The sequence below is a fragment of the Saccharothrix sp. 6-C genome, from assembly GCF_016695385.1.
Taxonomy (GTDB): Bacteria; Actinomycetota; Actinomycetes; order Mycobacteriales; family Pseudonocardiaceae; genus Actinosynnema; species Actinosynnema texasense.
The window spans coordinates 6,578,739-6,591,870 of sequence record NZ_CP064192.1; the positions used below are offsets into that span (position 1 = coordinate 6,578,739).

Sequence of the window (13,132 nt, forward strand, 5' to 3'; positions counted from 1 at the left end):
GGTGTCGAACATGAGTTCGAACGAACGCGTGTGGCCCGCGCCGGACGCCCACGACGAGCTGGGGCTGCTGACCGGGTTCCTGACCTTCCTGCGACTGACCGCCGTGTCGAAGGTCGAGGGCCTGAGCCGGGAAGACGCCTCGGCGACGCCGATCCCGACGTCACCGGTGGTCAGCGCGCTGGGCGTGCTGCGGCACCTGACGGCGGTGGAGCGGTGGTGGCTGTCGATCGAGGCGGGCGGCGTCGAGCTGCCGTCGTTGTGGGGCGCGGACGCGGACGCGTCGTGGCTGCTGCACGACGGCGACACGGTGGAGTCGGTGATCGCCGAGTACCGCGCCGAGTGGGCGCGGTCGGACCACGCGCTCGCGGACCTCGGGCCGGGCGACCGCACCAGGGGCGACCACGACGGCAAGGGCCGCACCGTGCGCTGGGTCCTCGCCCACCTGGTGCAGGAGACCGGTCGGCACGTCGGCCACCTGGACTTCCTCCGCGAGCTCGCGGACGGGCAGAAGGGCGAGTAGCCCGCCGGGGTGTTCCGGCCGATCGACCCTTGGCACGCGGCCCCGGGCGGGCGACGCTGGGCGCATGACGACCCGCGCCCGCACCGACCCGGCCGACGCCGAGGCGGTTCCTCCGGGCCCCGCGGTCGGCGAGGTGCTGCCGGACCCGGCGCCGGGTCGCGCGCCGGTGGTGGACGTGTCCGTGCCGGACGCCTCGCGGTTCGCCGCGGTGCTCCGGCCCGAGCTGACCGTCGAGTGAGGTGACGTGGGCGCGCTGGACGGTGTGGTCGTCGCGGACTTCGGGCGGGTGCTGGCCGCGCCCTACGCGACGATGATGTTGGCCGACCTCGGCGCCGAGGTGGTCAAGGTGGAGCACCCGCGTGGCGACGAGACGCGGGCGTGGGGCCCGCCGCACGCCCGCGGCGAGGCCACGTACTTCCTGTCGGTGAACCGGAACAAGCGGTCCCGGGTGCTCGACCTGGCGACGGCGGAGGGCCGGGCCGCGGCACGGGAGCTGGCGCTGGGCGCGGACGTGCTGGTGGAGAACTTCCGGCCGGGCACGATGCGGAGGTTCGGGCTCGACTACGAGACCTTGTCGAAGGAGCACGCCCGGCTGGTCTACTGCTCGGTGACGGGGTTCGGCTCGGGTCGCGGCGCGGACCTGCCGGGCTACGACCTGCTGGTCCAGGCGGTCGGCGGGCTGATGAGCGTGACCGGCGCGGCCGAGCCGACCAAGGTCGGGGTCGCGCTGGTGGACGTGCTGACCGGGATGCACGCGGCGGTCGGCGTCCTGGCCGCGCTGCGGCACCGCGACGCGACCGGCGAGGGCCAGGCGGTGGGGGTCGACCTGCTGTCCGTGCTGCTGTCGAGCATGGTCAACCAGAGCGCGGGGTACACCCTCGCGGGCGCCGTGCCCGGCCTGCTGGGCAACCGGCACCCGTCGATCGCGCCCTACGAGGTGTTCCCGACCGCAGACCGGCCGGTGGTGCCGGCCGTCGGCAACGACCGCCAGTTCGCCCGGCTGCGCGAGGCGCCGGGGCTGCCGGCGGACGAGCGGTTCGCCACGGACGAGCTGCGGGTCGCGCACGTGGACGCGTTGGCCGAGTCGCTGACCGGGCGGTTGCGGACGCGGCCGGCGGCCCACTGGTTCGCGCTGCTCACCCCGCTCGGTGTGCCGTGCGGGCCGGTGAACGACCTGGCCGGCGCGTTCGAGCCGGCCGAGTCGCTCGGCCTGCGGCCCACCGCGGACGTCGACGGGCCGGCGCTGGTCTCGAACCCGATCCGGATGTCCGCCACGCCGCCGACCTACCGGCTGCCGCCACCGGCGCTCGGCGGCGCCACCGGGTCCGGCTGGCGCCGGGCGGCGCGGCGGCCTCAGAGGACGGAGCGCACGACACCGCCCTCGGCGCGGACGGCCGCGCCGTTGGTGACGCTCGCGAGCGGGCTCGCCAGGTAGGCGATCAGGTTCGCCACCTCGTCCGGTGTGGCGAAGCGCTGGAGCAGCGACGTCGGCCTGGTGTGCCGGAAGAACTGCTCCTGCAGCTCCTCGCGGGTCAGCCCGGTGTGCGCCACGCCGGCGTCCAGCATCGCGCCGACGCCCTCGGTGAGGGTGGGGCCGGGCAGCACCGTGTTCACCGTGACGTTCGTGCCCTTGGTCAGCTCGGCCAGGCCGCGGGCCAGGGCCAGGGTCGCCGTCTTCGTCACCGAGTAGTGCAGCATCTCCACGGCCATGTCGACCGCGGCGTCGCTGCCGACGAACACGACGCGGCCGTCGTCGCGGGCGAGCATCCCCGCCAGGTAGTGGCGGGACAGGCGGACACCGCTCATCACGTTGGTGTCGAAGTAGCGGGTCCACTCCGAGTCGGGGATGTCGGCGAACGGCCTGGGGCCGAACACCGACACGTTGTTCACCAGCACGTCCACCTCCGGCACGGCCGCGGTGACGGCGGCGGCGCCCTCCGCGGTGCCGACGTCGCCCGGCGCGGCGGTGATCCCGGCGCCCGGCACCTCGGCGGCCAGCCGCCGCGCGGCTTCGGCGACCCGGGGCGCGCCCCGCCCGTTCAGCACGACCGCGGCGCCCTCGCGGGCCAGCGCGACCGCCGTGGCGTACCCGATGCCCGCCGTCGAACCCGTGACCAAGGCGGTCTTGCCCGTCAACCGGAGGTCCACGCTCGTCCCACTCCCCTGCTCGACCCGCTCACCGCGAACGAGGCACGGTAGCGGCACAGCGGCTCCGCGGTCCGCGACGCGACTTCGGCGCCGACCCCGGTGCCGACCCCCGGTGCCGGCCGGAAGACCTCACCAGGCGACCGGCATCGAGCGCGGTCCGCGCACCAGCGTCCGGGTCTTCCACACCACCTCGCCCGCGAGGTGCAGGCCCGGCAGGTCGCGCAGCAGCGCGTGGAGCGCTTCGCGCAGCTCCAGCCGGGCCAGCGGCGCGCCCAGGCAGTGGTGCGCGCCGTGCCCGAACGCCAGGTGCCGGTCCGCGGCGCGGTCCAGCCGCAGCTCTTCGGGACCGTCGAACCGCAGCCGGTCGCGGTTGGCCGCGTTGAGCGCGCACAGCACCGGTTCGCCCGCCCGCACCAGCGTGCCGCCGACCTCCACGTCCTCGGTGGCGTAGCGGGAGAAGGCCGCGCTCGCGCCCACGGGCACGTACCGGAGCAGCTCCTCCACGGCGCCGGGCACCAGCCCGGGATCGGCGACCAGCCGCCGCCACCGGTCGGGTTCCGCCAGCAGGACGTAGGCGAAGTTGGCGATCTGACTGGCGGTCGTCTCGTGGCCCGCGACCAGCAGGCCGAGGGACAGGTCGACCAGCTCGGCCTCGGTGAGCCGGTCGTGCGCGTCGCGCGCCTGCACCAACGCGGTCACCAGGTCGTCGGCGGGGTGGGCGCGGCGCCGCGCGACGAGGTCCGCGAAGTACCCGCGCAGCTCGCCCCGGTCGCGGTCGAAGTCCGCGGTGTCGAGCCCGCTGGTGGACAGCAGCCCGTCGGTCCACCGGCGGAACCGCGGCCGGTCGGCGACCGGCACGCCCAGCAGCTCGCAGATCACCGCGACCGGGATCGACAGCGCGTAGTGCTCCACCAGGTCGACGGGCGGTCCGACGAGCTCCAGCCCGCGGATGAGCGCGGTGGCCAGGTCGGCGACGCGCGGGCGCAGCCGCTCGACGCGGCGCGTCGTGAACGCCTTGGCCACCAGGGTGCGCAACCGCGTGTGGTCCGGCGGGTCGAGGGCGAGGATGCCGCCGGTGAGCCTGCCCGGGGACAACCGCGGCTCGTCGTGCTCCACGGCCCGCGCGCGGGAGAAGCGCCGGTCGCCCAGCACCAGGCGCACGTCGTCGTACCGGGTGGCCAGCCAGGACTCCTCGCCGAACGGCATCCGGACGCGGATCAGGCCGTCGGCGTCGCGGGCCCGCGCGTACGCCGGGTCGAGCCCGAGCCCGTCGCCGGTGTGGAAGGGGTACGCGATCGGATCGGTGTGCGTGGAGGCCACGCGGGAACCCCCTGCCGGCTCGCCCCATCGCCGATGAAGTCGTCCTCCACGCTACGGTCGCCCGTCGGGGGCGTCAAAGACACGTGTTCGGTGTGCCGGCTCATACCGCGATGTCCTTGCACCGCAAGGCGGAGCGCACTGGAGGACCGGTCGACCACGCCCCGCACCATCGGGTGAACGAGCGTGCGACGCGCGGCGGCGGCTGATTGGATCAACGCCCATGCGCCACCTGGTAGCGGTGCTCGCCGCGCTCGTGCTGTCCGTGTCCGCCGCGCCCGCGTCCGCCGCCCCGTCCGCTCCCGCGCGCGTCGAGTTGGACTTCACCGGCACCGTGTCGATGAGGGGCTGCTCGGGCGCGGTCGTCCGGCCGCCCGCCCACCAGCCGTCGGACCCGGCGCTGGTGATGACGAACGGGCACTGCGTGCGGTTCCTGGAGGCCGAGGAGGTCGTGGTCGACCTGCCGGCGGACCGGGAGTTCACGCTGCTCGACAGCACCGGCGAGGCCTCCCTCGGCGACCTGCGCGCGGCGACCCTGGTCTACGCCACGATGTCCCGCACCGACGTCGCGCTGTACCGGCTCACGGCCACCTACGGCGACGTCGAGGCGATGGGCGGCCGGGCGCTGGAGCTGTCGGCGGAGCACCCCGCCGCCGGCATCGCGGTCGGCGTGGTGTCCGGCTACTGGCGGCACGTCTACTCGTGCCACGTGGACGGGTACGCCTACCGGCTGCGGGAAGGCCGGTACACCTGGCACGACTCGATGCGCTACACCGCCGACTGCCGCACGAGGGGCGGCACGTCCGGCTCGCCCGTGGTCGACGTGGCCACCGGCAAGGTGGTGGCGGTCAACAACACCGGCAACGAGGACGGCGAGCGGTGCACGGACAACAACCCGTGCGAGGTCGACGCCGCCGGCGAGGTGACCGTGCGCCAGGGCATCGGGTACGCGCAGCAGACCTTCCAGATCGTGCCGTGCCTGACCGGGGGCGGTCGGGTGGACCTGGCCGCCCCCGGCTGCGGGCTGCCGCGACCGGCGGCCTAGGGCTCGAACCGCTCGCCGGACAGGCCCCCGACCGCGGCCATCGGGTTGCCCAGGTGGTAGTGGTCCACGGCCAGGTAGGTCGGGGTCTTGCGGGCGGCGGGCTCGCAGAACCGGCGGGCCCGGTCGGCGAGCTTGCCGTTGTCGGTGGTCGCGGTCCCGGTGAACGGGACGTCCCGGAAGTGGTTCATCACGAACAGCGGCCGGAAGCCCGGCTCGGTGCGGGTGAGCGGCGTGCTCCAGCGGCTGTGGCAGGACCAGTCCGACGTGCCCAGGCCCGAGCCCATCGACCAGTGGTTCTCCACCGTCCACTCCGACTGGTACATCACGCCGAAGGTGTCGCGTTGCGGCGAGTCGCCCGAGCGGCCGTGGTCGGTGAAGATCATCAGCCGCTTGCCGGTGGCGCGCAGGGCGTCGAGGGTCGGCCAGCCGTTCGCCCGCACGCCCGCCTGGTCCGGGCGGAACAGGACGTCCGCCAAGCCGTCGACGCGGGCGAGCTCGGCGCGCAGCACCTCGGCGGAGACGTAGTCCTCCAGGAAGATCGTGACGAACTCGGCCGGGTTGCCGCGCAGGAAGTCCACGATCCGCCGCACGTCCACCCGCAGCGCCACCGGCCGGCTGACCAGCGTGCAGCTGTTGTGGCACAGGATCGCGCCGTCCGGGGTCTGGTGGACGTCGAGCTGGAACCCGCGCACCCCGTCCCGGAGCTGCTGTTCGATGCCGCGGGCCTGGTTGGGCGCGAGGTTGACGAACGGCGGGGCGAACCCGCCGTCCACCCCGTTGGCGTAGGCGTTGTGCGCGGTGAGGAACGTGACCTGGTCCAGTCGGCGCTCGCCCTCCGGCGGGACCGGCGACCGCCGGGGTGACACCGGGGTGAGGTACCAGAGGTCGGCGCCGGCGCCGATCCGCACCTGGTCCGTGCCGACGGCGACCAGGTAGCGGTCGGCGCCGGGCACCTTGAGCCGGTGGCGTTCGCCGTCGGGCAGCACGTCCCACTGCGCGTCGGCGCTGTCGCAGGGCGACATCACGGCCTGGTCGCCCTGCCGGCCCAGGCACTGGGAGCCCTCGCGCAGCGTGCGACCGGCGAGGGTCCACTGCTGGCGGTCCTCGTCGCCCTTGGGCCGCCGTTGGAGCACCGACGTGCCCGAGGCGCCGGCGTTCAGACCGGTGGTGGCGCTCTGCACGTAGTAGACGCCGTCGGCGGGTGCGGCCTGGGCGGTGAGCGGCGCCGCCAGGGCGGCGACGAGCGTGACGACCAGGGCTGATCGGGTGGCGCGCATCAAGAAGTCCTCTCGAAGGCTCCGCGGCGGCGGTCAGCTCACAGCGTAAACGCGAAACCTGTTCACGTCAGCCCGTCCTAGGCTGGTGGCATGACCGAACCGTGGGGTGACCCCGACAAGATCCGCCGAGTCCTGGCCGACGGGGAGACGTGGGCCGTGGTGGGGCTGGCCGACCACCCGCACCGCGCCGCGTACGGCGTGGCGAAGTTCCTCCAGCAGCGCGGCAAGCGGGTCGTGCCCGTGCACCCGGACGCGCCGACCGTGCACGGCGAGCAGGGTTACGCGACGCTGGCCGACATCCCGTTCCCGGTCGACGTGGTCGACGTGTTCCGCCGGTCCGAGGCGGCGGGCGCGTTCGCCGACGAGGCGGTGGCGATCGGCGCGAAAGCGGTGTGGTTCCAGCTCGACGTGGTCGACGAGGCGGCCTACGAGCGGGCCACCGCCGCCGGGCTCGACGTGGTGATGGACCGCTGCCCCGCCATCGAGTGGTCCGAGCACGGGCCGCGCTGATCACCGCCGGGCCGCCGGGAACCCGTGCGCGCGGGCGGCGACGACCACGGCCAGGGCGGGCACGAGGAGCACCAGCGCGCTCCACGGCAGCGAGCCCGCGCCGAACCGGTCGAGCAGCAGGCCGCCCGCGACGCCCCCGCCCGCCATGGCCGCGTTCCACAACGTGACCAGGAGGGCCTGCGCGGCGTCCGCGGCCTCGCCGCCCGCGTCGCCGGCCGCCGTCGTCAACAGCGTCGGCACGCCGCCGAACCCCAGGCCCCACAACGCCACCGCGACGTAGACCAGGGGCGTGACGGCCAGGTCGGCGGCCAGCGCGGTGACCGCCACCGCGAACAGCACGGCGGCGGCGATCATCAGCGCGCGCAGCCGGCGGTCGATGTGCGCGCCGACGACCCAGATGCCCGCCACCGACGCCACGCCGAACACGAGCAGCACCGCGTCGACCCGGTCGGCCAGGCCGAGCCGCGCCAGGTACGCGGCGACGTAGGTGTAGAGGATCGTGTGCGCGAGCACGACCACGAGCGTCACGGCCAGGACCGGCGCCACACCGGGCAGGGCGAGCGTCCGCGCGACCGGGACGCGACCGCCGCGCGGCTGACCGGGCCGGTCCGGCACCACCGCCACCACCCAGGCGATCAACGCCACGGCCAGCGCCGTCATCGCCCAGAACGCGGCCCGCCAGCCGAGCGCGCCGCCGAGGAACGTGCCGGCGGGCACGCCGAGCGACAACGCGACCGGGATGCCGGCCATGACCAGCGCGGTGGCCTTGCCCCGCAGGTGCTCCGGCGCGACCCGGCGGGCGTACCCGGCCAGCAGCGCCCACACCACGCCCGCGGCCACGCCGGCGACGAACCGGGCGGCCAGCGCGACCGGGAAGGCCGTGGCCACGGCGGTGGCGGTGTTGCCGACCGCGAACCCCGCCACCCCGGCCAGCAGCAAGCGCTTGCGCGGCCAGGTCGAGGTGGCGGCGGACAGCGGGATCGCCGCGGCCACCGTGCCGATCGCGTAGACGGTGACCAGCTGGCCGGTCGCGGACTCGCTCACGCCGAGGCCCGCGCTCATGCCGCGCAGCACGCCGGCGGGCAGCGCCTCGGTCAGGACGGTGGTGAACGCGGCCGTCGCCAACGCGAGCAAGGGCCGCAGCGGCAGCTTCCCGGCCGCGGTCGGGGCCGGGGTGGACGGCGTGGCGCCGGTGGTGGGCGCGGTGTCGGTTCGGGCGGCGGTGAATCGCATACCGCATGGTCGAACCTGACACCGGTGTCACTTTCAATCGACGGCGGGCGTGAGCCGGGACACAAGCCCGGCGGGCTAGCTGTTCTGTCCGGGGAGGTTGTGAACGGTCCGACACGTAGTCGGATGATGTTGGAATGAGGGAGGGCCTCCGGGTTCGGTGTGGATTGCGACGTCTACACCTGACCGACGGAGGCCCTCGTGACCCACGCTAACGCACCGCTGACTCCGGCGGGCAGGCTGCGCCTGGCCCGGTGTGTCGTGGAGGACCGGTGGCCGTTGCGGCGGGCCGCGGAGCGGTTCCAGGTGTCGGTGTCCACCGCGAAACGCTGGACGGACCGCTACCGCGACCAGGGTGGTGCGGGCATGGTCGACCGGTCCTCGCGTCCGCGTACGAGTCCGCGCCGCACTCCGACCCGGACCGAGCGGCGGATCGTCAAGGTGCGGGTGCTGCGCCGGTGGGGCCCGGCCCGGATCGCCTCACATCTGGGCCTGGTGTGCTCGACGGTGCACCGGGTGCTGGTCCGCTACCGGTTGGCGCGGCTGTCACACCTGGACCGGGCCACCGGTCGCGCGGTGCGGCGCTACGAACACGCCGCGCCCGGCGACCTGGTCCACGTGGACATCAAGAAGCTCGGCAACATCCCCGACGGCGGCGGCCACAGGGTGCACGGCCGGCACGCGGGTCGGCGCAACAGCTCCGCACATCGCGATCCCGACCGGCCCCGCACGACCCACCGCCATCCCAACCTGGGCTACTCCTACCTGCACAACGCCGTGGACGACCACAGCAGGCTCGCCTACACCGAGATCCTGCCCGACGAGACCAAGGGCACCGCGACCGCGTTCTGGACCAGGGCACAGGCGTTCTTCGCCGCCCACGGCATCACGGTCAAGCGGGTGCTGACCGACAACGGGTCCTGCTACCGCTCACGCCTGTGGCACGACACCCTCACCGGTGCCGGGATCACGCACAAACGCACCCGCCCCTACCGGCCCCAGACCAACGGCAAGGTCGAACGCTTCAACCGCACCCTGCTCGACGAATGGGCCTACGCCCAGCCCTACGCCTCGGAGGCCGAACGACGAGCGGCGCTGCCGCGATGGCTGCACACCTACAATCACCACCGCGGCCACACCGCACTCGCAGGCCAGCCACCCGCCAGCCGCGTCCCCAACCTCACGGGGCAGTACAGCTAGCGGGCCTGCCGATGCGCGGTGACCTCGATCTCGATGCGCATCCTGGGGTCGGCCAGGCCGCACTCCAGCATCGTCGCGGCCGGCCGGACCTCCCCGAACGCCGCGCGCAGCACCGGCCAGCACGGCTCGAAGTCCCCGGCGTCGGGCAGGTAGTACGTCACCCGCACCACGTCGGCGAACCCGCTGCCCGCCTCGGCCAGCGCCGCGCCGATGTTGGCCAGGCACTGCTCGGCCTGCGCCACCACGTCGTCGGAGATGGTCATGGCGGTGTAGTCGAAGCCGGTGGTGCCGGAGACGTGCACCCACTCGCCGTCGACCACCGCCCGCGCGTACCCGATCTGCTCTTCGAACGTGGAACCGGACAGGATCACTCGCCTCATGGGGGCAACCTACGTCCCGCCCGACGCGACCTCGAAGCCGTTTCCGCACGGCGATGGCGGTCGGGCGGAGCCGATCAGTAACCTGCGGGCCATGCCGGTCGTCGCGCTCAACGGGATCAACCTCAGCTACCAGGTGCAGGGCGAGGGCGACCTCGTCGTCATGGTGATGGGCACCGGCAGCCCGGGCCGGGTGTGGCACGCGCACCAGGTGCCCGCGCTGCGCGAAGCCGGGTTCCGGGTGGCGACCGTCGACAACCGGGGCATCCCGCCGACGGATGAGTGCGCGGCCGGGATGAAGATCGACGACCTGGTCGGCGACGTGGCGGCGTTGATCGAGTCGCTCGGCGGCCGGGCGCACGTGGTCGGCACGTCCATGGGCGCGCGGGTGACGCAGGAGCTGGCGCTGGCCCGGCCGGACCTGGTGGCCAAGGCCGTGATGCTGGCGACCGCGGGCCGCAACGACCCCGTGCAGTCGGCGTTGTCGCACGGCGAACGCGCGCTGCACGACCAGGGGATCACGTTGCCCCCGCGCTACTTCGCGGCGGTGGACGCGGTGCTGAACCTGTCGCCCGCGACGCTGCGCGACCCGGTCGTCGCGCGGGACTGGCTGGACGTCTTCGAGTTCACCGGGTCGGCGGTGGGCAAGGGCGTGCGGGCGCAGATGGACATGAACGACTTCGACGACCGGCTCGACGCCTACCGCGCCATCACCGTGCCGTGCCTGGTGGTGGGCTTCGCCGACGACCGGGTGCTGCCCGCCCACCTCGCCCGCGAGGTGGCCGAGGCCATCCCGGGCGCCCGGTACGAGGAGGTGGCCGACGCGGGCCACTTCGGGTTCCTCGAACAGCCCGCCGCGGTCAACCGGCTCCTGGTGGACTTCCTCACGGGGTGACCCCGGTCCGCCCAGTCGACGTTGTGCGGGCCGGGCACCGACGGTGACCGGCCGACCACGTTAACTCGCCTACCCCCGCGTCGCGAACGCCGTTACCGTCGATCGCGACCTGGCGGGAGGGCACATGGACGCGCGACGGTTCGGCCGCACCGCCCGTCTCGTCGCGCTGGCCGCGGTCGGCGGGGTGACGTGCCTCGTGCTCGTCCCCGTCGCGATCAACGCCGTCACCGGCGGGTCGGCGCTGCCGGTGCTCGGTCCGCACGCGCGCTGGCTGTGGCCGGCGCTGGTCGTGCTGTCCGCGCTCACCGCGTGCCTGGCGGCCTGGGACCGGTTGAGCGCGTTGCTCGTGCGACGGCGTCCCGCGCACCCCGCCAACCGCCGGGCGGCGTTGGACCGGGTGGAGCGGTTCGTGCGGGCGCGGGTGGACGGCTCGCTGGCCGAGCAGCTGCGGCTCAAGCTCGGCGTCGTGCCCAGGGTCGGGCCGCGCCTGCCGACGCGCGTGCGGCACCCGGTGGTCGTGACCGGCGAGGCGGGCGCGGGCAAGACGACGTTGCTGCTGGAGCTGGCCGAGGCGCTGCTGGCGCGGGCCGCGCTGGACCCGGTCCGGCCGATCCCGGTGGTGGTGGACCTCGGCGGGTGGCGGCGGGACGACGACTTCGGCGCGTGGCTGCTGCGCGTGCTCGCCGACCGGTACCGGATCGCGCCCCGGGTCGGGCGGGCGTGGCTGCGGGAGCACAACCTCGTGCTGCTGTTCGACGGGCTGGACGGGCTGGCGCCCGCCGACCGGGTCGAGTGCCTGGCCTGGATCACCGCGCTGAACGTGCCGCAGGTCGTGCTGTGCACCGGGAGCGAGGAGCACGAGCACCTGCCGCGGTTCGACGTCGTGCGGGTGGAACCGCTGTCGCGTCCCGTGGTGCAGGAGCTGATCGCCGCGTGCGGACCGCGCCTGGACGGCCTGCGCGACGAGCTGGAGAAGAACCCGGACCTGTGGGACGAGCTGCGCACGCCGCTCGCGTTCGGCCTGCTGGCGTTGGCCTACCGGGCCGGGCGGGCGGAGTTCCGGGGCGTGCTGGACACCTACGTGGTGGAGTCGGCGGCCCGGGGTGCGGCGCGGCCGGAGCGGACGGTGCGCGCGTTGCGGTTCCTGGCCCGCATCGCCCGGCGCAAGCGCGACCTGCTGGCCCGGTCCCGGCTGCCCGCGCGGCACGTGTGGCTGGACTTCGTCGGCCCGGAAGCGGTGTGGCGGTTGTTCCGGCGGGCCGCGCCGGGCGCGTTGGCGGGCGCGGCGACGGCGTTGTGCTTCGTGGTGGGCGTGCGGCTCGGCCTGGTGCCGGCCGCGGTCGTCGCCGCGGCCACGGTCCTGCTGCCGCGCAGCGCGTTCCGGGTGACGCGCGGTGATCCGCGCCGGGGGAACGTCTGGGCGGCAACGGGTTTCGTCGCCGGCGCGGCGGTGACCGGCGGCGTGGCGCTCCTCGGCGGGGTGCTCGGTGCGCAGGTCGCGCGGTGGCCGGCGGCGGCCGGGTACGGGACGGTCGTCGTGGTCGCGCTGCTCCTCGCCTACGGCAACACGCGTGACCGGTACTGGGCGGTGGCGTGCGCGCTCGTGCCCGCCGGCGTGATGGTGGTGACGGGGCCGTCGGCGGAGCTGCTGGCCGGGTTGGGCATCGGGCTCGGCGCGGGCGCGGTGGCGGGCGCGTTCGTCGGCGGCCTGCGCGAGGTGTGGTCCGGGGTGCGGGTCCGGTCGCCCGGCGGGCTGCGCTGGCTGCCCGCGGCGGGCGCGGCCGGGGCCGGCCTGGCGGCGCTCGTGGGCGCCGACGCCGGCCTGTCCGCGACGGGCGCGGTCACCGGCCTGCTGGTCGGGCTGGTCGTCACGCCGATCGCGGACCGGCCGTTCCACCCGGTCGCCGAACTGCTCGCCCGGCCGCTCGCGCTCGACGAGTTCCCGTTGCGCCGCAAGGCGATCCTGCAGTCCGCGCGGGACCGGGTGCTGCTGGTGGACGAACACCGGTTCCCGCACGACCTGGTCCGCGACCACCTCGCCGAGTGCGACCCGGCCGAGCTGGCCGCGACCGTCGAGCGCAGGCGCGCCGAGCTCAGCCCCAGCGGGTCCGGCCCCACGGCTTGAACACCGACAGCGCGGTGTTGACCGCGTAGAGCACCGACGACACGCACGCCGCCGCCAGCACGTCGCCGCCCGCCGTGCCGACGACGCCGTCCGCCGCCTCGTGCAGGCCCGAGCGCAGCGAGAACGTCGTGGCGACCACGGCGACGACGGTCAGCACGAACTTCACCAGCACCCACCGGTGCTTCACCAGGCCCCACCTCGTGCCCAGCGACAGCACCACGCCGGTGACCAGCGCGCTCAACGCCAGCGGCAGCACGACGAGGTCGCCGAGCAGTTCCATCGCCTGGTAGAGCTGCGGCGCGTCGAACGCCGCGACCGCGAGCACGAGCATCCCGATCGTCACGCCGAGCCAGCCGACGGACGAGACGACGTGCAGCAGCAGCCAGGTCTTGCGCACCTTCGGGGTCAGACCTTTCCCGGCCCGGGCGGTCGTCGCGGCGGTTCCCATGGCGCACAGCGTGGCGCGCCGCGCGCCGTCACCGCGTCGG

General features: G+C 74.7%; 14 protein-coding genes. 8 read left to right on the forward strand and 6 right to left on the reverse strand.

Annotation, left to right across the window (positions count from 1 at the left end; all coding sequences use genetic code 11):
- Positions 1 to 10: 10 nt before the first annotated feature.
- From IOD16_RS27705 to IOD16_RS27715, 3 genes are all read left to right on the forward strand, one after another.
- On the forward strand, positions 11 to 520 hold the full coding sequence (locus IOD16_RS27705; protein WP_201436712.1) for a DinB family protein: 510 nt from the start codon (positions 11 to 13) through the stop codon (positions 518 to 520).
- A gap of 64 nt (positions 521 to 584) precedes the next feature.
- Positions 585 to 758, forward strand: coding sequence for a hypothetical protein (locus tag IOD16_RS27710; RefSeq protein WP_170185264.1), 174 nt, complete (start codon positions 585 to 587; stop codon positions 756 to 758).
- A gap of 6 nt (positions 759 to 764) precedes the next feature.
- Positions 765 to 1,955, forward strand: a complete 1,191-nt coding sequence (locus tag IOD16_RS27715; RefSeq protein ID WP_201436713.1) for a CaiB/BaiF CoA transferase family protein — start codon at positions 765 to 767, stop codon at positions 1,953 to 1,955.
- On the opposite strand, the gene IOD16_RS27720 is transcribed toward IOD16_RS27715, so the two are convergent.
- Entirely contained in the window at positions 1,874 to 2,668 is a 795-nt protein-coding gene (locus tag IOD16_RS27720) for an SDR family NAD(P)-dependent oxidoreductase (RefSeq protein ID WP_201436714.1), read from the reverse strand. The two genes, IOD16_RS27715 and IOD16_RS27720, sit on opposite strands and share 82 nt — an antisense overlap.
- Before the next feature lie 129 nt (positions 2,669 to 2,797).
- The gene (locus IOD16_RS27725; protein WP_201436715.1) at positions 2,798 to 3,988 is read right to left on the reverse strand and encodes a cytochrome P450; all 1,191 of its coding nucleotides are present in this window, start codon (positions 3,986 to 3,988) and stop codon (positions 2,798 to 2,800) included.
- Between the two features lie 220 nt (positions 3,989 to 4,208).
- Here IOD16_RS27725 and IOD16_RS27730 point away from each other — a divergent pair, with 220 nt between their 5' ends.
- Positions 4,209 to 5,030 carry a S1 family peptidase gene (locus tag IOD16_RS27730; RefSeq protein ID WP_201436716.1) on the forward strand — a complete coding sequence of 274 codons (822 nt, stop codon included), beginning with the start codon at positions 4,209 to 4,211 and terminating at the stop codon, positions 5,028 to 5,030.
- Here IOD16_RS27730 and IOD16_RS27735 read toward each other — a convergent pair.
- Positions 5,027 to 6,307 carry a PI-PLC domain-containing protein gene (locus IOD16_RS27735; RefSeq protein WP_201436717.1) on the reverse strand — a complete coding sequence of 427 codons (1,281 nt, stop codon included), beginning with the start codon at positions 6,305 to 6,307 and terminating at the stop codon, positions 5,027 to 5,029. The genes IOD16_RS27730 and IOD16_RS27735 overlap by 4 nt on opposite strands.
- Positions 6,308 to 6,397: 90 nt before the next feature.
- On the opposite strand from IOD16_RS27735, the gene IOD16_RS27740 reads away from it, so the two are divergent.
- Positions 6,398 to 6,817: a CoA-binding protein gene (locus IOD16_RS27740; protein WP_123746248.1), complete on the forward strand. Its 420-nt coding sequence runs from the start codon at positions 6,398 to 6,400 to the stop codon at positions 6,815 to 6,817.
- Here IOD16_RS27740 and IOD16_RS27745 read toward each other — a convergent pair whose 3' ends face one another.
- Positions 6,818 to 8,050 (reverse strand): MFS transporter, encoded by a 1,233-nt coding sequence (locus IOD16_RS27745; RefSeq protein WP_201436718.1) that lies wholly within the window; start codon positions 8,048 to 8,050, stop codon positions 6,818 to 6,820.
- A 198-nt stretch (positions 8,051 to 8,248) separates the two neighbouring features.
- Between IOD16_RS27745 and IOD16_RS27750 the strand changes: the two genes are divergently transcribed.
- Positions 8,249 to 9,247 carry an IS481 family transposase gene (locus IOD16_RS27750; protein WP_201436719.1) on the forward strand — a complete coding sequence of 333 codons (999 nt, stop codon included), beginning with the start codon at positions 8,249 to 8,251 and terminating at the stop codon, positions 9,245 to 9,247.
- Here the strand turns inward: IOD16_RS27750 and IOD16_RS27755 are convergent.
- On the reverse strand, positions 9,244 to 9,627 hold the full coding sequence (locus IOD16_RS27755; protein WP_201436720.1) for a RidA family protein: 384 nt from the start codon (positions 9,625 to 9,627) through the stop codon (positions 9,244 to 9,246). The genes IOD16_RS27750 and IOD16_RS27755 overlap by 4 nt on opposite strands.
- A 91-nt stretch (positions 9,628 to 9,718) precedes the next feature.
- On the opposite strand from IOD16_RS27755, the gene IOD16_RS27760 reads away from it, so the two are divergent.
- Both IOD16_RS27760 and IOD16_RS41110 read left to right on the forward strand, forming a co-directional pair.
- Complete coding sequence (locus tag IOD16_RS27760; RefSeq protein ID WP_201436721.1) at positions 9,719 to 10,519, forward strand: alpha/beta fold hydrolase; 801 nt, start codon at positions 9,719 to 9,721, stop codon at positions 10,517 to 10,519.
- 124 nt (positions 10,520 to 10,643) lie between these two features.
- A complete protein-coding gene (locus tag IOD16_RS41110; RefSeq protein ID WP_201436722.1) occupies positions 10,644 to 12,644 on the forward strand; it encodes an NACHT domain-containing protein in 2,001 nt (666 codons plus the stop codon).
- On the opposite strand, the gene IOD16_RS27770 is transcribed toward IOD16_RS41110, so the two are convergent.
- A complete protein-coding gene (locus tag IOD16_RS27770; RefSeq protein ID WP_201436723.1) occupies positions 12,613 to 13,092 on the reverse strand; it encodes a hypothetical protein in 480 nt (159 codons plus the stop codon). The two genes, IOD16_RS41110 and IOD16_RS27770, sit on opposite strands and share 32 nt — an antisense overlap.
- Positions 13,093 to 13,132: the final 40 nt, after the last annotated feature.